5 protein-coding genes and 14 pseudogenes are annotated in these 21,415 nt (G+C 72.2%); 7 read left to right on the forward strand and 12 right to left on the reverse strand.

What is annotated here, in order from left to right:
* Window positions 1-33 precede the first annotated feature (33 nt).
* Window positions 34-284 (forward strand): annotated as a pseudogene (locus RBJ77_RS58240) (DUF6343 family protein); the annotation flags it as partial.
* A 98-nt stretch (window positions 285-382) separates the two neighbouring features.
* On the opposite strand, the pseudogene RBJ77_RS58245 reads toward RBJ77_RS58240, so the two are convergent.
* From RBJ77_RS58245 to rpsA, 5 genes and pseudogenes are all read right to left on the reverse strand, one after another.
* Window positions 383-714, reverse strand: a pseudogene (locus RBJ77_RS58245) (tetratricopeptide repeat protein).
* Between the two features lie 599 nt (window positions 715-1,313).
* Window positions 1,314-1,908: pseudogene (gene coaE, locus RBJ77_RS58250) on the reverse strand (dephospho-CoA kinase); the annotation flags it as partial.
* Window positions 1,902-2,894 (reverse strand): annotated as a pseudogene (locus tag RBJ77_RS58255) (PAC2 family protein). The pseudogenes RBJ77_RS58255 and coaE, both read right to left, overlap by 7 nt.
* A 1,100-nt stretch (window positions 2,895-3,994) precedes the next feature.
* Window positions 3,995-4,273 carry a hypothetical protein gene (locus tag RBJ77_RS58260; protein ID WP_372352370.1) on the reverse strand — a complete coding sequence of 93 codons (279 nt, stop codon included), beginning with the start codon at window positions 4,271-4,273 and terminating at the stop codon, window positions 3,995-3,997.
* 612 nt (window positions 4,274-4,885) lie between these two features.
* Window positions 4,886-6,351, reverse strand: a pseudogene (rpsA, locus tag RBJ77_RS58265) (30S ribosomal protein S1).
* A 359-nt stretch (window positions 6,352-6,710) separates the two neighbouring features.
* On the opposite strand from rpsA, the pseudogene RBJ77_RS58270 reads away from it, so the two are divergent.
* Window positions 6,711-7,569: pseudogene (locus RBJ77_RS58270) on the forward strand (class I SAM-dependent methyltransferase).
* 95 nt (window positions 7,570-7,664) lie between these two features.
* Window positions 7,665-10,389, forward strand: a pseudogene (locus RBJ77_RS58275) (ATP-dependent RNA helicase).
* Here the strand turns inward: RBJ77_RS58275 and RBJ77_RS58280 are convergent.
* From RBJ77_RS58280 to RBJ77_RS58300, 5 genes and pseudogenes are all read right to left on the reverse strand, one after another.
* Entirely contained in the window at window positions 10,379-10,648 is a 270-nt protein-coding gene (locus RBJ77_RS58280; RefSeq protein ID WP_372352385.1) for a hypothetical protein, read from the reverse strand. The pseudogene RBJ77_RS58275 and the gene RBJ77_RS58280 sit on opposite strands and share 11 nt — an antisense overlap.
* Complete coding sequence (locus RBJ77_RS58285) at window positions 10,623-10,889, reverse strand: porin PorA family protein (RefSeq protein WP_372352376.1); 267 nt, start codon at window positions 10,887-10,889, stop codon at window positions 10,623-10,625. Before RBJ77_RS58285 ends, RBJ77_RS58280 begins: the two co-directional genes overlap by 26 nt.
* A gap of 67 nt (window positions 10,890-10,956) precedes the next feature.
* Window positions 10,957-11,374, reverse strand: a pseudogene (locus RBJ77_RS58290) (porin PorA family protein); the annotation flags it as partial.
* A gap of 14 nt (window positions 11,375-11,388) precedes the next feature.
* A pseudogene (locus RBJ77_RS58295) lies at window positions 11,389-11,524 on the reverse strand (SPW_0924 family protein).
* 141 nt (window positions 11,525-11,665) lie between these two features.
* The gene (locus RBJ77_RS58300; RefSeq protein ID WP_372352386.1) at window positions 11,666-12,019 is read right to left on the reverse strand and encodes a hypothetical protein; all 354 of its coding nucleotides are present in this window, start codon (window positions 12,017-12,019) and stop codon (window positions 11,666-11,668) included.
* A 185-nt stretch (window positions 12,020-12,204) separates the two neighbouring features.
* On the opposite strand from RBJ77_RS58300, the gene RBJ77_RS58305 reads away from it, so the two are divergent.
* Window positions 12,205-12,417, forward strand: coding sequence for a hypothetical protein (locus tag RBJ77_RS58305; protein WP_372352387.1), 213 nt, complete (start codon window positions 12,205-12,207; stop codon window positions 12,415-12,417).
* A gap of 416 nt (window positions 12,418-12,833) precedes the next feature.
* Here RBJ77_RS58305 and RBJ77_RS58310 read toward each other — a convergent pair.
* Window positions 12,834-12,902, reverse strand: a pseudogene (locus tag RBJ77_RS58310) (hypothetical protein); the annotation flags it as partial.
* A gap of 811 nt (window positions 12,903-13,713) precedes the next feature.
* Here RBJ77_RS58310 and RBJ77_RS58315 point away from each other — a divergent pair.
* Window positions 13,714-14,403: pseudogene (locus RBJ77_RS58315) on the forward strand (DUF4184 family protein).
* Window positions 14,404-15,680: 1,277 nt separating this feature from the next.
* Here the strand turns inward: RBJ77_RS58315 and polA are convergent.
* Window positions 15,681-18,449: pseudogene (gene polA, locus RBJ77_RS58320) on the reverse strand (DNA polymerase I); the annotation flags it as partial.
* A 125-nt stretch (window positions 18,450-18,574) separates the two neighbouring features.
* On the opposite strand from polA, the pseudogene RBJ77_RS58325 reads away from it, so the two are divergent.
* Together RBJ77_RS58325 and RBJ77_RS58330 are read left to right on the forward strand one after the other, a co-directional pair.
* Window positions 18,575-20,887 (forward strand): annotated as a pseudogene (locus RBJ77_RS58325) (FdhF/YdeP family oxidoreductase).
* Window positions 20,888-20,950: 63 nt separating this feature from the next.
* A pseudogene (locus tag RBJ77_RS58330) lies at window positions 20,951-21,409 on the forward strand (PaaI family thioesterase); the annotation flags it as partial.
* Window positions 21,410-21,415 lie beyond the last annotated feature (6 nt).

Consider the following 21,415-nt stretch of genomic DNA (forward strand, 5'->3'; position numbering starts at 1 on the left):
GCACCCTGGAAGGGAACCCTCGCCGTGAGGGGGATGGTGACCTTGCATCTGGTCCGTACCGGTGACGAACCGGTCACCGCCCGCAGCCCCCTGCGCCTGCGGCTCGGCCTGGCGCTGTTCGGCCTGGTCTGGACGACGGCGGGCACCATCGCGTTCCTCCTGGCCCATCGTCCCTGGTGGGCGCTGGTCTGCGGAGCCCTCTGGCTGATCACGACGATCGACCCTTCATGATCACCCGCCATATCCGCCAGGGCCCCCACTACCAACCGGGCCGGGACGTCCCCCGTACCGGAAAGCCCCGTAAGGGCGCGGGGGAACGGCGCGAGCGGCGACGGCGGACCCGCACCGCCGCTCAGCGACCGGCCCGGGAGACGGCAGGCGCTCAGTCGTCGAACCGGGCCGCCGCGACGTACCCGGCTGCGGATCGAGCGCGGCCGCCAGCCGGAAGTGCCGGCGGGCCTGCTGCGGCTCTGGACCACCGCTCGTACGTCCGTGCTGCGCGAAGTGCGCGAACGCGTTGTCCGGTTCGCGCTCCAGCACGATGGAGAACTCCAGCTCGGCAGCGCAGTTGAGCGGCGGCGAAGAAGGCGCGGGCTCTCAGCAGCCGGGCCGCCGTGTTCTCCGGGTGGGGCTGCGATGACGTCGTCCAGAAGCTTCACCGCACCGGCGCGGATCGCGTGCGGCGAGCAGTTGCTCGGCGGCGCGGTAGTCGATGACGTGCGTCTCCGGGGTGGCGTCGGCACGGTGAACTCCCTTCTGGTGCCGACCTGTCGATCACGCCAACACCGTGGACCGCGCTGGCTCCTGCCCCCTCCTGAGCACGCGAACACGCGGCCCGGCGCACTGCGGCGGGGGCCCGGACCGGCTCGGGCAGCCTCGGTCCGGCTCAGCTCATGGAGACCGCGAGCACCATGCCCGTCAGCATCGAGGACACCGCCCGCGATCATGAATCCCTGGTCCACTCCGGGCCGTTCTGCCGAGGACGACTGGTCCCGCGCGGGTCCCGCACGTCGTAATGCGACGCTGACCAGGGCCGCGCTGGCGGGCAGCGGCCGCCGCTTGGTGGGCGGCACCGGCGAGACGACCTCTATGACCCGCTCCGTCGTCCGTCTCGCTGAACTGCAGCAGCGGCCGCTCGCTGCCCGGCTGCGGCGGCTTGACCAGCCCGACGATTTCGCTGCCTGCCGCCTGGATCGCGGCGGGTGCGCTGGAGCCCGTAGGCCCCGGCGAGTAGCAGGCGACGAGACCGCCCATGGCGCGAACGCGGCGAGGACGATCACGCCGACGCGAGCGCCCGGCGCACCAGGGTCCGCCCAGACCGCGTCGACCTGTACCCGTGGCCGCTCCAGGCGGCACGTCGCGTTGCCGATCACGACGTCGGCGATCTCGCGGCGCTTCTCCCGGGTGGCCTGCGCGGCCATCCGCCCTGGCGTCCTCCTCGTTCCATGCCGCGCAGCCGGGTCAGCCGGTCGAGCCAAGGTCTCCGGGCGGCGTCACTGACGATCACGAGTAAGGTCGTAGAGCGGGCCAGTCCGTTCTCGGCGAGCAGCGGTACGTCGTGGATCGCGACAGGTCAGGGCCGGCGGCGGCGCGTCGGCTCTGTCTTGCGAGCGGGCGCCGACCAGCCAGGGTGCACGCGTCTTGTTGAAGCACGGCCACAGCTTGTCGGCGTCGGCGAAGACGACGGAGCCCGAGTTTCGGCCGGCTCCGCGCTGCGTGCCGGCGCGAGCACCTTGCTCCCCGAAGGCCGCCACGACGGCCGCGAGCCCCGGCGAACCGGGCTCGACGACCTCCCGGGCCGATCCGGTCCGCGTCGATCAGGACGGCCTCCCGCGCTCCACCAGGAGCCGGGACACCTCGCTCTTGCCGGCAACCGATGCCGCCGGTCAGCCCCACCACCTTCAACATGAGCGGAAGCTTAGGGCCCTGTCAGGCCGTCGCCCCTCCCCGTTCGGCGGGAACTTCTCGAACTCGAGGCCGATCTCGTCCGCCGACAGGACTCTCCACCGGCTCGGCCCAGCATGTTCCTCCGGGACTCGGCGCCCGCGGCGGCGCGTCGTACTGGTGCTTTCAAGGCCCTGTGGACTGGCGAGGCGAGACGAGCTCCTCGTCGCCCTCCTGGATCTGCCGGTCGATCTCCGTCTGCGTGCGGTGCGCCCGGTGCGCAGACCGTGGGCGGCGCGCCGGGCAGCACGAGGCCCGGTCGCTCCCGGTGATGGCTTCGGCAGGACGCGAAGCGCGGCGTCCGGGTACGCGCGCCGCGACGTGGTGCGGGACGCGCGCTGCGACCCGGGGACGTCGTGCCCGGCCTCCATCGGAGGCGGGTACTCGACGAGCGCCTCGAGAGCCTGCGGCACCGGCGCCTCGCCGGACGGGCCGCGGTGCCTAGGCACAGGTCCATTAAGCTGCCGTGCAGGGTGAGGCCGACGCGCGCGCGCAGGACGCCCATCGGGATCCCGTGGAAGTTCACCGCGAGCCGCACGCGAGCCGCTCCACGATCTGCTTCGCGGCCTTCCGCGAAGCGCTCCCACTCGACGTCCGGGCTCGGGACCCGTCAGCAGCAGGAAGGGCGCCCCGGTGGCGTCCTGCACGAGTCGCACCTCGATGGAGGGCACCTCGTACTCCGGTCCAGCGGTCGCTAGCTAGAACGTGAGCAGCGGGCGCCGCGCTCCCGGTAGTCGACCAGCCGGTCGTGGTCAGAAGCGCGCCACGACCTGGTGGGACCCAGCGGTCGCACGGTCGACGATCTGGCCGCCGGTCTCACCCGCACGTCGATCGTATCCGTCGAAGTGGTAGAGCATGACAAGGCCGGCCGATTCCTGGGCGAGCGCCATGCCCACCACGGCGAGCCCCTTCGGCTCCCATGTGTACACAAACTCCTGCGCATCAAGCACTGTGACCGCTCCTCCTCGTGTTCACCAGAGAAGAACGCGTGAGGAGGGCGCGGGCGTTCCACGCCCGCGCCCTTTTCTCGGCCGTCTCTTACCGACGCTGCGGCACTCAGCTCGCGCATCACGCGCGCGCGTGCAGCCTGGTCGCGGCCCAGCGCGCGGACGTGATGAACGCGCCGTGCTTGCCGCGCGTCGGTGTAGCTGAGTTTCAGACACCGGCGAAAGTAGACGCGTCCGGCGGGCCTCGTTCAGCGGCTTGTGGCGCGGGTCGTCCGACCGCCGTGTCGTGCCAGGCGCCTTCGAGGTGCGCTCCGGCGCCCGGTGGTGCGAGAAGGCGACGAGGCGAGTTCCGGTCCGGGTACTTCTCGCCGTAGATCTTCACGCCCTGGGCGACGGCCCGCGCCTCCCAAGCTGCGGCGGCGTGAGCTTCGCGTACGCGTCGGCGTCTGACGGTCGTGGTTGGCGTAGCCGATCAGGACGCCGCGCTCGCCGTGGAAGCCAAAGAACGACGGGTGTCCAGATGTTGGCTTTGTCCAGGTCGGTCTCGGTGATGCCGCCGTAGATCCGGTGGTCGGTCTCCACCAGCGGGACCGGTACTCCAGGCCGATCTTCCCCGCGGACTGCGGCGTGATGGCCTCCAGGGCGCTCTGCATGCCGGAGCCGAGGTTGTGCGGGATCTGGCGAGGATGTTATGCAGCGCCGACGCAGAAGTCGGCCTCGACGGCCTTTGGTCCGGACCGCCTCTGCGTGTACGTGACGCGGACCCCGCCACCGGTGTTCGGTGATCCGGCTGACGACGCGCCGGTGTGCACCCGCCGCGTCCCGACGGCTCTGGTGAGTGCCTTGGGTGCCTGGTCCATGCCGCCCACCGGCTGGAACATCAGCATGGCCTGGTCGAAGCCGAACTCTCGAAGGAGCAAAGAAGCGTCCGACGCCGCTGGCGAACACCTTCCGACGCGGAGGGCACGTCACCGAGCAGCACACCGGGTGTGCCGTCGCGGCGGGTCGGTGGTAGCCGCGGCGTTCGCCGCCCCCGGTCAGCTTGTCCCCCAACGCGCCGAAGTCCTTGGAGGAACTCGACGAGCCGCCCCGGTCGCCGCCGGTCAGTTCCCGGTCCAGCGCCCCCTTGGAGGCCTTGGCGAGCAGCTCCGACACGTACCCGTAGTCGGCCTTGCGGTCCGGTACCGCATCGGTGCGGTCATGCCCGCCGACTCGTTGAAGAGGTAGGCGTCGGCGTTGGTGTTGGTGAACACCTCGATGGGGACGCCGAGTTCACGGCAGTAGTCGAGCGTACACCATCCACTGAGGCAGCCGCGCCGGCCCGGCGCGTTCACATGTACTCGCCCGCCGCCGAAGCGCGCGTGGTCTGCTCGTTCCCGCACGTGTCCACGGTGCGGTCGCCGCCCCGCACGGTGAAGTTCCGCCGCCCGTGCGGTCCCTGGGCCTTCCGCAGGGACCGTACAGTCGTAGCCCGCCTTGCCCAGTTCTGTATGCGGTGCGGCGAGTCCGGCGATGCTGCCGCGCGATCACCCACCTTCGCGGCTCGTCTCGCTGAGCGCGCAGTCGGCGCCGCGGTGCGCGGTACGGGAGTTCACGCTGGGCGGCCTGTCGCCGTCGGGCGAGTCCGAGCTCCATGCCGCGAACATCGCGCCCGCTCCCCGGTGACCCCTACGTTCCGCAGAAACGCCCGTCGACTGGTCCCCACTACCTGCCATGTCCGGGCTCCTCTCAGCATCGTGCGCGCGATCTTCGCTTGATCCGATGGTGGCAACGCCCTGCTAGCGGCACGGCAGCTACTGCCGTATCCACCCACGCTTTCTTCTTGCTCGAGGACGCGCCCGCCAGGGCGCGGGGAACGGCGCGTGAGGAGCCCCACACACAGCGCGCACTTGCTGCGCGGGGAGAAGCCTCCCGGCGGGGACGTCGCGGAAATACCCGGCACCGAAACGGTGCGGGCCCACTCGTCAACTCGCCACTTGCCAGCGCAGAGCGTTTCAGCTCTGGCCGCCGGCCAGCTTCTCGCGCAGCGCGGCGGGCGCCTCGTCCGACGCCAGCGCCGGAGTTGTCGTCCGACTCGAGGAGTACGAACCCGCCACCGGACGCGGGCCGGAGCCGCACTGGCGCCGGCGACGGCACCTCGGCCTCGGCCTGGGCGTCGGCCCGCGGGGACTTGATGACCTTGGCCTGGTGCTGCCGAAGCGCCGCCGCGCCTCGGCGTACTGGGTCTCCCAGGCCTTCGCGCTGGTCTCGGCCCGAGCCAGTCGTTGGTCTCGGGGTCGAAGCCCGGGTAGATGTAGTTGCCCTGGTCGTCGTACGACGCGGCCATGCCGTACAGGGTCGGGTCGAACTTCAACGGCCGAGGGTCGGCGCCGAAGCCCTGCTGGCCTGCACGCTCGAGGTCGATGTCGATGACCTTGACGAAGATCTCGTCGTTGACCTGGACGACCTGCCCGGGATCTCCACGTGGCGCTCGGCCAGCTCGGAGATGTGGACCAGACCCTCGATGCCCTCGTCCACGCGGGACGAACGCACCGGAACGGAACCAGCTTCAGTGACCTCACCCGACGACCTGGCCGATCTGGTGGGTACGGGCGTGAACTGCTGCCACGGGTCTTCTCCTGCGCTCTTCAGCGACAGGGAGACGCGCCGCGTCCATGTCGATCGACCCGATGGTGACTCCTGGCCGACCTCGACAACCTCGGACGGGTGGTCGATGTGCTTCCAGGAGAGCTCGGAGACGTGGACGAGACCGTCGACGCCACCCAGGTCCACGAAGGCACCGAAGTTGACGATCGAGGAAACGACGCCCGGAGCGGACCTGACCCTTCTGCAGGGTGGTGAGGGAACGTCTGGCGAACCTCGGACTGGGCTCCGCTCGAGCCAGGCACGGCGGGACTGGGACCACGTTGTTGCGGTTCTTGTCCAGCCTCGATGATCTTGGCCTCGAGCTCCTTGCCCACGTAAGGCCGGAGGTCGCGGACACGACGCATCTCGACGAGTGGGAGGCCGGCAGGAAGCCACGGAGGCCGATGTCGAGGATGAGACCACCCTTGACGACCTCGATGACGGTACCGGTGACGATGCCGTCTTTCTTCCTTGGATCTTCTCGATCAGGCCCCAGGCACGCCTTCGTACTGGGAGCGCGCTTGACAGGATCAGGCGGCCTTCCTTGTCCCTCCTTCTGAGAACCAGGGCTCCTCGATCTGTCACCAACCGCGACGACCTCGTTCGGGTCGACGTCGCTTGGATGGAGAGCTCGCGGCTCGGGATGACACCTTCGGTCTTGTAACCGATGTCGAGGGAGGACCTCGTCCCGGTCAACCTTGACGATGACGCCGTCGACGATGTCGCCATCGTTGAAGTACTTGATCTCGTCGATGGCGGTGAGGAAAGCTTCCTCGTTACCGATGTCGCTGGACTGCAACCTGCGTGGTATGTAGGCCCTGGTGCTGCCCGTCATGTGGGAAAGGGCTCCAGGACATTGAAAGTCGCAGGGTACTGCTACGCCGGGAGCCTGTTTCTGCACCGGAAGAAGCCGGACAGCTCTAGGAAGCGCCGAACCTGCGGGAGAACGGTGGCGCTCTCGACAACCGAGGGGACATGCAACAGATGCGAGCACAGCCTGCTATGCGTCTGAGGTGCGCAGGCCCGCAGCGCAACTTGTAAGCATACGGGGGCTGCCGGCAGGGGTCAAATGCGCGAAGGCGCACACCCGCGGATCGCCGCATACCCGGCACAAAAACCCTGTCGCACGAGGCTACGAGGGCCGCAGAGCCCGCAGATTAGTACCAGGGAGCCGATCATCAAGGGGTCCGACCAATGCAAGCGTACGAGCCGCCCGTCCCGCCGTCGGGCACGGCGGCCTCCTCGGTCGACGACGACTCGACGGCCACCCGCCGTGACGCGGGACACCACCGAGAGTTCGCGCCAACCTGCGGCTGGTGGGACCGGAACGCGGACGAGTACTCCGATCGAGCAGCACGGCATCGCTCCTCGGCGACGACCGTTTCGTGTGTCCCGAAGCGCCTCGACGAGGTGGGAGGCCGAGCTGCTCGGCCCGGCGGAGTGAGCTGGCCGGCAAGGACGTCCTGAGATCGGGGGCGGGCGCGCCCAGTGCCTCGCGCTGGCCGGCCGCGCAGGGCGCACGGCCCGTCGCCCTCGACCTCTCGCACCGCCAGCTCCAGCACGCGCTGCGCATCGACGGCGGCAAGGTGCCCCTGGTCCAGGCGGACGCGGGCGTCCTCCCTTCCGCGACGGCTCCTTTCGACCTGGCCTCGTTCCGCGTACGGCGCCCTCCCCTTCATCGCGGACCAGGTCCAGGTGATGCGCGAGGTGCGCCGGGTGCTGCGGCCCGGCGGGCGCTTCGTCTTCTCCGCCACGCACCCGATCCGCTGGGCGTTCCCGGACGAGCCGGGCCCGAGGGGCTGGACCGCTCCCGCCTCCTACTGACCGCACTCTATGTGGAGCAGGACGACGTGAGGGGCGGGCCGTATATGTGGGAGCACCACGGATCGTCGGCGACCGGGTGCGGGACGTGGTGGCGGGCGGCTTCCGGCCTCGTCGACGTCGTGGAGCCGGAGTGGCCGGCCTGGAACACGCAGGAGTGGGGCGGCTTGGTCAGCCGCAGGCGGGGAACCTGATCCCCGGTTCGGCGATCTTCGTCTGCGAACGCGACTAGGGCCTGGGAGACAGGCGCTGGCCGGGACCTCCTCCCGGCCGGGCGCCAGGGGAGAGACTGGGCGCGTGATCCGGTGACGAGACGCGCTCCAGGCTCTGCCCGGGTCCGCTCCGCGCTGCCCGCCCTGCGGTCCGCGCTCGACGCGGACGGGGCCGTGGTCCCGCCGCCCCGCCCGGCACCGGGAAGACGACGCTGGTGCCGCTGGTCCTCGCGGCTGCTCGACGAGGACGCGCCCGCCCGGCCGGGTCGCCGTCGCCGAGCCCCGGCGGGATCGCGCGGCACGGGCGGCCGCCCGGCGGATGGCGTGCTGCTCGGCGAGAACCTCGATCAGCGCGGCAGGCGCGACGAACACAACGCGGCCTGTCGGTGCACGGTGCGCGGCGAGCGCGCGCGTCGCCGCAGCACCCGGGTCGAGGTGGTCACGACGGGGTGCTGCTGCAGCGCTTCTGCAGCGGGACCAGGGAGCTGACCGGTGTCGACGCCGTGATGCTCGACGAGGTGCACGAGCGGCATCTGACGCGCGGACACGGTGGCCGCCTTCCTGTGGGACGCGGCAGGCGCTGCGCCCCGATCTCCGGCTGGTCGCGGCGTCGGCGACGACGGACGCCGAGGGTGGGCCGGGCTGCTCGGGGGCGCCCGGGTCGTCGAGGCCGAGGCGCCTCGCACCCGGTGGAGGTGGTGCGGGCGCCGCCCGCTCGTCCGAGTGCGGCCGCCGCACGGGATGCGGGTCGATCCGGCGCTGCTGACGCATGTGGCGGGGTGGTGCGGCGGAGCTGCGCGAGCGGGCCGGGGACGCTCTGCTTCCTTCCCGGGGTCGGCGAGATCTCCCGGGTGGCCGGGCAGCTGGGGGGCTCTGGGCGAGGACCTCGAGGTGCTTCAGGTGCACGGGCGGGCGCCCGCCGCAGTGCAGGACGCGGTGCTGTCGGCGCGCGCGGCGGCGGGTGGTGCTCGCCACCGCGGTCGCGGAGTCGTCCCTGACGGTGCCCGGGGTGCGGGTGGTGGTGGACGCCGGGCTCGCGCGGGAGCCCCGTGACCATGCGCGGGGGCTGAGCGCGCTGACGACCGTGCGGTCCTCGCGGGGCGGCCGACGCAGCGGGCGGGCCGGGCCGGGCGGGAGGCGCCGGGCACGGTGTACCGGTGCTGGGACGAGGCGGAGGACGGGGCGGCTCGCCCGGTTCCCTCCCCGAGATCAAGGTGGCGGACCTGACGGCGTTCGCGTTGCAGGCGGCGTGCTGGGGTGACCCGCCGCGGCGGGTCTCGCGCTGCTCGACGCGCCGCCCGCCGGGGCGATGGCCGCGGCGCGTGAGGTGCTCACGGCGGTCGGCGCGGTGGAGCCGGGTTCGGGGGCGGGCCACGGAGCGCGGTGCGGCTGGCCCGGCTCGGGCTGCACCCGCGACTCGGGCGGGCGCTGCTGGACGCGGCCCCGGTGGTGTCGGCGCGGCGGGCGGCCGAGGTCGTCGCGCTGCTGAGCGAGGAGCCGCCGCGGGAGTACGGGGACGATCTGGGCACGGCACTGCGGACCGCGCGGCGCGGCGGCGACGCCTATGCCGGGCGGTGGCGCATCGGAGGCCAGACGGCTCGCGGGGCTGCTCGGGGACGACGGAGGCGGCGCGGGCGGCGCGAGCGGCACAGGCAGCGCAGGCAGCGCGAGCGGCACAGGCGGCGGCGCAGGCGGCGCGATGCGGCGCGGGCAGCGCAGTCGGCACAGCCAGCACAGGCGTCACAGGCGGCACAGGCAGCACAGGCGGCCCAGGCGGCGCGAGCGGCACGAGCGGCGCGGGCAGCGCAGGCGGCGCGGCCACGCGGGCGGCTCAGGCAGGCGCAGGCCGCGGGCGTTCGGTGAGTGACGAGCACGCTGTGGGGCTGGTCGCCGCCCCTCGCGTTTCCCGGGAGCGGGTGGCGCGGCGGTCGGGCGGCTCGTGGCTGATGTAGCCGGACCCGGGCCGACGTCGGGGACGGTTCGGCGCTGCGGGACGCCGCCTGGGTCGCCGTCGCCGTGGCCGACCGGCCCGTCGGCGCCGGGCACGCGCGGGTGCGGGCTGGGGCCGTCGTCGACGAGGACGTCGCCCGCCGGGCGGCGGGCTGGCTACTCGCCGAGGGCGACGAAGTGACGTGGGCCGACGGCGAGTTGGTGGCCCGGCACGTCACCCGCCTCGGCGCGGTCGAACTCTCCGTACGGCCGCTGAAGGGACCCCGCCCCCCGGCCTCGTACGGGACGCTCTCCTCGACGGGCTGCGGCGGGAGGGGCTGGGGCTGCTGCGCTGGGACCGGGACGCCGAGGGGCTGCGGCAGCGGCTCGCCTTCGTGCACCGGCAGCTCGGGGAGCCGTGGCCCGACGTGAGCGACGAGGCGCTGTTCGCGCGGGTCGACGACTGGCTGGAGCCGGAGCTGAGCCGTGCGCGGCGCCGGCCGACCTGGGCCGGATCGACGCCGGGCAGGCGCTGAAGCGGCCTCTGCCGTGGGCGAGCGGGGATGCGGCGCGCTTTGACGAGCTGGCGCCGGAGCGGGTGGAGGTGCCGAGCGGTCGCGGGTGCGGGTCGACTACGCCGATCCCGGGCAGCCGGTGCTCGCCGTGAAGCTGCAGGAGATGTTCGGGCTGCAGCGGACGCCGCGGCTGGCCGGGGTGCCGCTCCTCGTGCACCTGCTGTCGCCCGCCGGGCGGCCCGCCGCCGTCACCGCCGACCTCGCCTCGTTCTGGCGCGACGGCTACCGGGCCGTACGGGGCCGATCTGCGCGGCCGCTACCCGAAGCACTCTGTGGCCCGAGGACCCGGCGGCGGCGGAGCCGACCCGGTTCACGAACGCGCGCCTCAGACGCTGACCGGTTCCGGCTCCCGTGCCGGCGTCCCTCCGGGTCGCCTGGCCTCCTGCCGCGCGCCTCCAGCCAGAGGGCGAGCGCGAGCAGCAGCGTGCCGAGGGATCAGGAAGCCCCAGGGCAGGTAGGAGGTGAGGAGGAGGACCAGGGTGCGCTGGGACTTGACCAGGTCGACGGTCGACCTGATGAAGTCCTCCCGCATCTTGACGTCGCCGGCGAACGCGGTGACCTTGTCGCGGTCACCGAGCAGGGTGCCGCCGCGCATCTCCCTCCTTGTGCTGCTCCTCGCCGTAGACGGGGGCGCCGGTGGTGGGGTCCACGAGGAAGGTGCGGACGGTCATGTACCACATCTGGGTGCCGGTCTTGGCGACGGATTCGGGGGTGATGCCCGCGACCGGGAGCTTTCTTGGGAGAGGCACCCTGGTCCAGGGGATCGTCTGCTCGAAGCGGTAGACGGTGACGCCGCGGAAGTCCTCGGTGCCCTTGTAGTGGATGGGGCGGGTGATGCGGGCGCGCGTCGAAGTACTCGTAGTCCCGCTTCTCGGTCAGGAAGGGCCACTTGAACTCGATGCCGTCGCGCTTGACCGCGTCGCCGTCGACGGACTCACCGGTGGCGTGCACGGGTTCCTGGCTGTGGGCGTCGAAGATGTAGCGCTCGGGGATCTGGGAGACGAACTTGCCGTCGGGGGCCCACGATGTAGCTGAGGCCGTCCCAGACGACGACGTCCCGCCCGGCGCTCTTCTCGATCTTCTCGGACTCCTCGACGTTGCCCTTGAGCGTCTGTACGACGGTGAGTCGGGGACCTTCTCGGCCTGCATGGTGCCGTGTAGTCGATGAGGGGTCGCGTCCTTCGCCTCCAGGACCATGGTCTGGTACTGGCTGGGCGGGATCTTTGGCGAGGCGCGGGAACGCGTACCAGCGCATCAGCGGGGACAGCGCCGTGAAGAACACGGCGAAGGCGAGCAGGATCAGCCGATCTTTGCGGCGCATCTCGGCGGCCTCCTCTACGGGTGCTTCGGAACGGTCGTGAGCAGCGGTTTCGGGGGACGTCTCGCCCGGCGGTGCGCCGATCGCCGTCATCGTGAGAACGAGGGCGAACGCCGCGGCCAGTCCGATCGCCGCCGCTATGAGGGCACGCATGTCCGGCCTCCCGAATCTGCATCTGATGGGGCGTCAGGCCTTGCGGTCGGTGCACCGTAGCAATGCCGGGGACAGATGAGAACACGTTGCACAGGACGTACCCGCGATGCACCGAGCCCCCGGCCGATCGTCGGCCGGGGCTCACGTGCGGTGCGTGCCGCGGGAGTTACGCGGAGGCCTCGCGGACTCCGTCGGGGTCTCGCTCGCGCCGCCGGACGGGGCCGCGGTCACCTTCAGCTCGACGGTGAGCGTCGCGCCGCCCGTGGTGTTGATCCGCAGCAGGAACGTGCCGGTCGCGTCGTCCGCGTACAGCTTCGGTAGCTCCAGGACGCCGTCGGCGTCCGTCGTGAGGTCCTTGAGGGTGCGGACCGCCTTGCCGTCGGCGTCCTTGAAGTAGGGGCCCTTGTCGGCCTCGGTGGCGTCGTCGGCCGACTTGATGAGCGTGGCCGTCGCCGCGACGCCGTCGGCCACGGCGCCCTTGTACGTCGCCTTCACCTCGACGGCGTCCGCGAACGTGCCGCCCGCGACGCAGCTGAGCTCCTGTCGCCGGTGCGGGCCAGGGCGTCGGCCTGCCGCGCGGTGACCGTCGCCTGTAGTCGAGCCCGGCCAGCGAGCGGCCGACGACGGTGGCGCGGACGGTGAACTCGCCGGTCTGCTCGCCCGCCTTGATCGCGGGCGCCGTGGCGACACCCGACGTGCTCGTGGTGACGGTGGCGCTCGTGCCGCCGCCGGAGAACGTCGCCTTCGTGTCGCCCACGATCGCGAACCGCACCTGGACGGAGCCGACACCCGCCCCCGACTTGTTCTTCGCGCGCACCTTGACCCGGTCGGCGAAGGTGTCGCCGGCCGTCGCGGAGAGCGTGCCGGTGCCCGCGCGTCGGCGAGCGCGGTGACCGACTGACGGGCGTGGTGGTGGGCGGGGGGCGTCGTCGGGTCCGAAGGGCCGGGGCTTCCCGTGCCGCCGCCGGATCCGCCGCCCGAACCGCCGCCGGGTGTCGAACCGCCGCCGCCCGAACCGGGCTTGACGCGCTGCCGCCACCCGGCGAGCTGGGCGACGGGGACGGCGAGGGGCCTCGACCCGGCGGTGCCGGTGCCGCCGCCGCTGGGGTGCTTGCAGGACGCCGGTGCCGTTCGGCACCCGTGCGTGCCCCTTGCGGTAGTACTCCAGCCACTTCAGGACCGTGGCGACGTACTCCGAGGACGGGTTGTAGCTGAGGATCGCCTTGTTGAGGTCCGAGGCGTCGGACAGGTCCCAGGAGTAGCGGCACAGGTAGTGGCCGGTGGCGAGGGCCGCGTCGTAGATGTTGTTCGGGTCCTTCTTCCCGTCCCCGTTGCCGTCGCGGCCCGCCCACTTCCAGGTGGAGGGGATGAACTGCATGGGTCCGACGGCCCGGTCGGACCGTGTCGCCGTCGTAGGAACCACCGTCGGTGTCGGTGATCTTCGCGAACCCGTTGCCGTTCAGGACCGGGCCGAGGATCGGGCTGAGCGTCGTGCCGTTCTCGTCGACGTTGCCGCCGCGGGCCTGGCCCGACTCGACCTTGCCGATCGCGGCGAGCAGCTGCCACGACATGTTGCAGCCGGGCTTGCTCGCCGCCAGCTCGGCGGCCGCCTTCTTGTACGCGTCCAGGACCGTGGCCGGGATGCCGGCCTCGGCGTCGCCCGTGTTCGCGCCGGGGCCGCCGGGGGTGGCGGTCGGGTCGTCGGTGGGGCTGTCCAGCGGCGGCAGATCGGTGAAGTAGTCGGGTCCGGTCGCCGCGTCGGGCGTGTCGTCGGAGCGGTCCGCCGCGGAGGAGTTGCCGTTGTCCGCCTGCGGGTGGTCACGCCCGGCGCCTGGGAGGCGGAGAGGGCCGCCACTGCCGCCGCGGCGACCGCGGCCGTCATGACACCCCCTGCGCAGCCGCTTGCCGAATACCGCCGCCATGCCGCGAACCCTCCCGTGGACACCGTTGTCGTACGCTCCCCCAGCGCACGGACGCAGCCGACACTACGACAACTTCCGCCGCGCAGGTACCTGTTCGTGCCCGGTATTTCCCGGTTGGCCGCGTACGCGTTCCCGTACCCTCTTTCGACGCTTGTCGCATTCGTCCAGAGGGGGGCCTCTTGCCGTTCACCATCAGTCATGCCGCGGCGGTGCTGCCGTTCGTCCGGCGGGACGGTTCGCCGGGGGCGGCTCGTGCCGTCGCTGCTCGTGGCCGGCTCGTCCGCGCCGGACGTCACGTACTTCGCGGCGAGCGCGGTGCCGGGCGCCATGGAGTTCGGTGCGTTCACGCACCCCTCCGCCGGTGTGTTCACGGTGGACGTGCTGCTCGCGTGCGCCCTGGTGGCGCTGTGGCGGCTGGTCAGGGAGCCGGTGCTGGCGCTGCTGCCCCGGCGGGTTTAGCAGGTGACGGCGGTGGCCGTCGGCCGGCCGGCCGGGCGGGACCGCCGGTGGCCGCTGTGGTGGCACGTCTCGGCGGCGCTCGGCGCGACGACCCACGTGGTGTGGGACGCCTTCACGCACCTGGACCGGTGGGGCACGAGGGTCCTGCCCGTGCTCGGCGAGAGATCGCGGGCTCACCGCTCTACTGGTACGCGCAGTACGGGGGTTCGGCCCTCGCGCTCGTCGTCGTCGGGGTGTTCCTGTGGTGGGCGGTGCGCGAGCGCCGCCGGCCGCGCCGACGCCGCCGACGGTCCCTGGCCGCCGTCCGGGGGCGAGCGGTGGCTGGCCCTCGCCCTGATCGGCGGGTGCGCGGCCGGCTGCGGGGCGGTGCGGGTGGTGCGCTGGCTGTCCTACGTCGACGGGGCCGGTCTCGCCTGGCGGCCCTGGGAGATCGTGCCGACGGTGTGCTTCGGGCGGGGGCGGGGCTCGTCCTCGGGCTCGTGCTGTACGCGGTGGTGATCAGGGTGCGGCGCCGTCCGGGCGGGCGGGGCGGTCCGACGGGGCGTACGGGTAAGGGAGTTGAGGCGCGTCCGGTGGCACCGAGCCGTCCGGGACCTCGCTGATCTCGTCGGCCGGGTGTAGCCGCGGCCGACCGCACGGCCCTTGTTGAGGGCGCGGTGGACGGCGTGGGCGACCCGCTCGACGGTGCGCACGCCGTACGTCATGGACGGGTTGTCTGGCTGAGCACGGCGAGGCGGTAGCTGCGGCCGCCGCCGGTGAACACGCCGATGCTGTGGATGCGCCAGCCGTGCGTGGCGCGGGGCAGCCAGCCGTTCTTCAGGTGGGCAGCGCAGTCCGCGCGGCATCCCTGGCGGGCACGCCCCCACCGCTGGTCCTGCGCACCTCGCTCATCAACTGGATCCCGAAGGCACGGGACTTGGCGCCGAGGAAGGAACGCGGGCCGCTGAGCGCGCCGAGCAGTCGCAGCTGGTCGGCGGCCGTGGTGCGGGTCAGTCCCCACAGGCCGTAGGGGCCGAGGCTGGTGCGGGTGGTGCCGGCGCGGTGCAGTGTCGAGGCGAGGTACGGGTGCCCCCAGGTCGTTCCACAGGCGGCTCGCGGCGGAGTTGTCCGAACTGCGGATCATGATGCGGACGTTGCGCCGCTCCCCTAGCCGGTGAGGGCGCGGCCCCGGGCGGCGGCTCGGCGCAGCGTCGCCTCCATCATCAGGACCTGACGAGGGACGCCGAGTCGTGGCGGGTGCCCTGGGCGAGGGTGCAGCTGGCCTTGGTGCGGTCGTCGCACAGGGCGAGCGAGACGGTGCCGCCGCGCCGGGCCAGCGCGGTGCGCAGGTCGCGGGTGAGCTGTTTGGCGAGGGCCGGGTTCTGGGGGCGCGGGCAGGTGCGCCCGCCGCGGCCGCGGGGGTGCGGTGCCGCCGAGCAGGGCTGTGGCCACCAGGAGGGCCGTCGTCGTAGATTCCGGCGGTGTGCATTTGCCCATGGTGGGGGCGGGGGTGGGGTGGGGGCGCGGCGAAGGGGCTGAACGGGCGGTTCGACTCACCGGGTGGGGAGTTCGCGGGGGCGGGGGCGTTCTGCGTGTGCCGCGTGGGGGTGTGGTGGTGTGTGTGTAGCTCGCGCAGTTCCCCGCGCCCCTGAAGGCCTCGCGGCTTCGCCGCTGCCTGCGAGTGCGCCTCGAGATCGCGCACGAAGTGCGCATCTCCCAGGGGCGCGGGGAACTGCGCGAGAAGCCCCCACGCACCCGCGGAGGACCACACGCGCGACCAGCCCGAGGACTAGTGGGGCCGCGGACTCCCAGTCCGCGCCGCACGCCCACCGAGACATCCAGCGGCGCCCGGAGGGTCGACCGCGTCGGCCATCTCCCGGCGCACCAGCTCCTCCAGCGCCGCGGCCTCCTCCGGGCGCCACCTCCAGCACGATCTCGTCGTGGACCTGAGCAGCAGCCGGGACGTCAGCCCCGCCTCCTGCGAGCGCCTTGTCCACGTTCAGCATCGCGATCTTCACGATGTCCGCGGCCGTGCTCCTGGATCGGCGCGTTCAGCGCCATCCGCTCGGCCATCCTCGCGCCGCTGCCGGTTGTCCGAGTTCAGGTCGGGCAGATAGCGGCGGCGGCCGAGCATCGTCTCCCGTGTACCCGGTGGCGCGGGCCTCGTCGACGACCCGCCGTGCAGGTAGTCGCGACCCCGCCGAACCGCTCGGGAAGTACGTGTCCATCAGCGCACTGCGCCTCAGCCCGCCTCGATGTTCAGCTGCTGCGAGAGGCCGAAGGCCGGGACAGTCCGTAGGCCAGGCCGTACGACATCGCCTTGATCTTGCGGCGCATCTCCGCGTCGACCGCGGAGCTTGCCCACGCCGAACACCTGCGAGGCGACCGTGTGTGCAGGTCCTCGCCGGAGGTGAACGCCTCGATGAGGCCCGCGTCCTCGGACAGGTGCGCCATCACGCGCAGCCTCGATCTGGCTGTAGTCGGCCGTCATCAGCGACTCGAAGCCCTCGCCGACCACGAAGCCGCGGCGGATCGCGCGGCCCTCGTCCGTGCGGACCGGGGATGTTCTGCAGGTTCGGGTCGGTCGACGAGAGGCGGCCGGTCGCCGCCACCGTCTGGTTGAACGTGGTGTGGATGCGGCCGTCGGCGGCGATCGTCTTGATCAGGCCCTCGACCGTGACGCGCAGCTTCGCCTGCTCGCGGTGGCGCAGCATGATCACCGGCAGCTCGTGGTCCGTCCGCGTCGCCAGCCAGGCCAGCGCGTCCGCGTCCGTCGTGTACCCGGTCTTCGTCTTCTTTCGTCTGGGCAGGTCCAGCTCGCCGAACAGCACCTCCTGGAGCTGCTTGGGAGCCGAGGTTGAACTGTCGGCCCACGGAGGCGTGCGCCTTCACCGCCTCGCTGGACGGCGCCCGCGAACATCTGCTCCATGGCCTCCAGATGGGCGCGGTCGGCCGCGATGCCGTGCCGCCCAGGCGCGGCGAGAGCGCGGACGTGGGCAGCTCGATGTCCTGAGGAGGTCCGCGCGCCGACCTCCTTCAGTCGCTCGCCGAACGCCTCGCCCAGGTCGAGGATGGCGCGGGCCTGGCACCATGAGCGCGTCGGCCCCGGCTCCGGTCGTCCTCGTCCGTGCCGAAGGCCAGCTGTCCGTCGGCCGCGCCGGCCGGGGCGAGCTCGCGGCCCAGGTACCCAGGGACAGCGCATCGAGGGCGAAGCTGAGCGCGCGGCCGGGCTCGACCAGGTACGCGGCGAGCGCCGTGTCCATGGTGATGCCCTCGACGCTCCAGCCGTGCTCGGCGAAGCACCCGCATGACGCCCTGGCGTTGTGCAGGACCTTCGGCTTCTTCGCGTCGGCGAGCCAGGCGGCGAACGCCTCTCGTCGGCCTCCGTCCAGCGTCGACGGGTCGAACCAGGCGGCCTCCCCCCGCGGCGGCGAGCGCGATCTCGCTGACCGTGCCCGATGCCCAGCGACCAGGTGTCGACCGTCGCGAGCACCCAGGACGGCTCCGGCGTGCCTGGTCAGCCACGGGCGACCTCGCCGGGTGCCGAGGACCTTTCCGTCCAGCCCACGCCGGGCCCGGCCGGCGCCTGCTCGGCCTCCTCCGCGCCCGGGTCGACGGCGAACAGGCGCTCGCGCAGCGACGGGTTCCGGATCTCCAGGGTGTCCAGGACCATCGCGATCGTGGTGCGGTCGTACGCCCGCCGCCCCAGGTCGCCGACGCCCTTTCGGCAGCTCTCGACGTCGCGCACGATCTCGGTGAGCCGGCGGTTGAGCTTGACGGCCTCCAGGTGCTCCCCTGCAGGTTCGCCCGGCCTTGCCCTTGACCTCGTCGGCGCGCTCGACCAGCTCGGCGAACGAACCGAACTGGTTGATCCACTTCGCGGCCGTCTTCTCGCCGACGCCAGGGATGCCCGGGAGGTTGTCCGACGGGTCGCCGCGCAGCGCCGCGAAGTCCGGGCGCTGGTTTCGTCAGGTCGTACTTCTCTCGGACCTTCTCCGGCGTGAACCGGGTCAGCTCGGAGACGCCCTTTGGGTCGGGCACAGCACCTGTCACGCTCTCCGTGACCAGCTGGAAGGAGTCGCGGTCACCGGTGACGATGAGACCTCGAAGCCCCCGGCCTCGGCCTGCGCGGCGAGCGTGACGATGACGTCGTCCGCCTCGAAGCCGTCGACGGCGAAGCGCGCGTGCATCGTCGATCGAGCAGCTCGCCGATCGAGCTCGACCTGCCCCCTTTGAACTCGTCGGGCGTCGTCGACCGGTCTCGCCTTGTACTCGGCGAACCCCTCGGAGCGCTACGTCTTGCGGGACACGTCGAACGCCACCGCGAAGTGCGTGGGCGACTCGTCGCGGGGTGTTCAGCCAGCATCGACGCGAAACCATAGATCGCGCTCGTCGGCTGGCCCCGCCGCCGTCGTGAAGTTCTCCGCGGGCAGCGCGAAGAACGCGCGGTACGCCAGCGAGTGCCCGTCCATGAGCATCAGCCGGGGCGCCCACCTGCACTGCCGCCCGTCGCCTTTCGTCGCGGTTGCTCTTCGCCGTTGCTGCTTTCTGCCACGCTCCCCGATCCCGCCACGCCCCACTGACAGTGCGCCCACCCCGACCAGGGCGGCGGCGCCGTCGGACCCCGTGCGAGGATCGGAGCACGTACCTCGCAGCACGCTCGCAGGACCGCTCGAAGGGGGAGCACGACATGGCCAGCAAGCCGCCCGCGTCAGACCCGGTCCAGGACGCGCCGCAGGTCGCGGCGCCGCAGCACCACGCCGCTGGGCTGCCGGGCCGTCAGCACTCTCAGATCTCAGTGAGCAGATGGGCGTGAAGCGCACCGCGCTGACACTGCTGAGGGTCAACCAGAAGGACGGCTTCGACTGCCCGCTGCCGCTCTGGCCCTGAGCTGGAGCACCCGGCACGCGGCGGAGTTCTGCGAGAACGGGGCGAAGGCGGTCGCCGAGGAGGCCACGCTGCGCCGGGTGACCCCGGAGTTCTTCGCCGCCCACCCGGTCGCCCGATCTCGCGATCGCGCTCGGCGTACTGGCTGGGCCAGCAGGGCCGGCTCACCCACCCCAGTGTACCTGGCCGAGGGCGCCACGCACTACGAGCCGGTGCCGTGGGAGCGCGCCTTCGACATCATCGGCGAGGAGCTCGACGCGCTTCTCCTCCCCGACGAGTCGGTCTTCTACACGCTCGGGCCGGACCAGTAACGAGGCGGCGTTCCTCTACCAGCTGTTCGCCCGCGAGTTCGGCACGAACAACCTGCCGGACTGTTCGAACATGTGCCACGAGTCGTCCGGTTCGGCGCTGACGGAGACCATCGGCATCGGCAAGGGCAGCGTCCTCCTGGAGGACCTGTACAAGCGCGGATCCCTGATCATCGTCGCCGGGCAGAACCCTGGGCACGAACCATCCGCGGATGCTCTCCGCCCTGGAGAAGGCGAAGGCGGGCGGCGCGCGGATCATCTCGGTGAACCCGCCGCCGGAGGCGGGCCTGAGAAGTTCAAGAACCCGCAGACGCCGAAGGGCCTCACCAAGGGCGCCTCGCTCACCGACCTGTTCCTGCAGATCCGGGCTCGGCGGCGACCAGGCCCTCTTCCGCCTCCTGGAACAAGCTGGTCCTCGAGACGGGGCGCCACCGACGACGCGTTCATCGCCGAGACACACCTCATGGCTTCGAGGAGTTCGCCGCTGCCGCGCGGGCGCCGACTGGGACGAGACGCTGACGGCGACCGGCCTGTCCCGCGCCGACATCGAGCGGACCCTGGAGATGGTGCTCGCCTCCAAGCGCACCGTCGTGTGCTGGGCGATGGGCCTCACCCAGCACAAGCACTCGGGTGCCGACACGATCCGCAAGTGGTCAACTTCCTGCTGCTGCGAGCAAAGCATCGGCCGCTCGGGCGCGGGCGTCTGCCCGGTGCGCGGCCACTCGAACGTGCAGGGGCGACCGCACCATGGGCATCTTCGAGCGCCCCTGCCCCGGCGTTCCTGGACGCCCTGGAGAAGTGGAGTTCGGGTTTCGTCCCGCCCGCGCGAGCACGGCTTTCGACGTCGTCCGCGCCATCCGCGCGCTGCGCGACGGCGAGGCGAAGGTCTTCTTTCGCCATGGGCGGCAACTTCGTGGCCGCTTCCCCGACACCGAGGTCACCGAGGCGGCCATGCGCCGGGCCCGCCTCACCGTCCACGTGTCGACGAAGCTGAACCGCTCGCACGCCGTCACCGGCGCTCGCGCCTCTGATCCTCGCCCACCCTCGGCCGCACCGCCGAGGCGCGACCTCAGGCAGCGGCGAGCAGTTCGTGACGGTCAGCGAGGACTCCATGGGCGTGGTGCACGCGCTCCGCGGCCGCCTCGACCCCGCGAGCAAGCACCTTCCCTGTCCTGAGCCCGCCATCGTGGCCCGCCTGGCCCGCCGCACCCTCGCCGGCGGACCCCCGCACGCGTGGGAGGAGTTCTGAGAAGGACTACGCGACGATCCGCGACCGCATCGCCCGCGTCATCTCCCGGCTTCGAGGACTCGACACGCGCGTCGCGAACCACGTCCGGCGGTTTCGCCTCTGCTGCACGCCCCGCGCGACGAGCGCCGCTTCCCGACCGCCACCGGCAAGGCCAACTTCGCGGCCGCCCCGGCCGAGTACCCGCGGCTGCCCGAGGCCGGCTGCTGCTGCAGACGCTGCGCTCGCACGACCAGTACAACACCACGATCTACGGCTCTGACGATCGCTACCGCGGGATCAGAACGGCCGGCGGGTCGTCCTGCGAAACGCCGAGGACGCCGCAGGACCTGTCCCCGGCCGAGGGTCGTACGTGGATCTGGTCAGCGAGCGGGAGCGACCCGGCGTCGAGCGGCGCGCGCCCGGCTTCCGCGTCGTGCACTACCCGACGGCCCGCGGCTGCGCGGCGGCGTACTACCCGGAGACCAACGTCCTGGTGCCGCTCGACGCCACCGCGGACACCGCCAGCAACACCGCGAGCAAGTCCGTGGTCGTCCGCCTGCAATCACCGAGGACCGACTGAGCGTTTGCTCAGCCAGTTGTCTACCTCCCGCACGCAGGCACGACGGACGGAGCCGGCCCCCCCATGGGCGAGCAGAACCACGTGAAGCTCCCGCAAGAGGTCATCGACGAGTACGCGGCGCTCGGCGTCGACCTGCCCGCCCCTGTTCTCCGCCGGGCACCTCGGCACCCGGATGGGCATCGAGATCAAGGGAGGCCTCGGCCGACCGCGTGGTCGGCACGATGCCCGTCGAGGGCAACACGCAGCCGCGGTACGGCCTGCTGCACGGCGGCGTTCCTCCGCCGTCCTCGCCGAGACCCCCGGCTCGGTCGGCTCGATGCTGCACGGCGGGCCTCCGGCAAAGATCGCCGTCGGCGTCGACCTGAACTCGCATCGCACCACCCGCGCGCGCCCGCTCCGGCCTGGTCACGGGCGTGGCGACACCCGTGCACCGCGGCCGCTCCACGGCGACGCGCGAGGTCGTCATCACCGACGAGCAGGACAGACGGGTCTCGCACGGCCCGTCTGACCTGCCTCCGTCGGCAGCCC

This window comes from Streptomyces sp. KL116D (genome assembly GCF_030766975.1).
GTDB classification, from domain to species: Bacteria; Actinomycetota; Actinomycetes; order Streptomycetales; family Streptomycetaceae; genus Streptomyces; species Streptomyces longispororuber_A.

Coding starts and splice junctions, on each gene's coding strand:
- RBJ77_RS58280 (WP_372352385.1), bottom strand. CDS start 10,648: ATGCGCGGCGGCACCCTGCTCGGTGACCGCGACAAGGTCACCGCGTTC.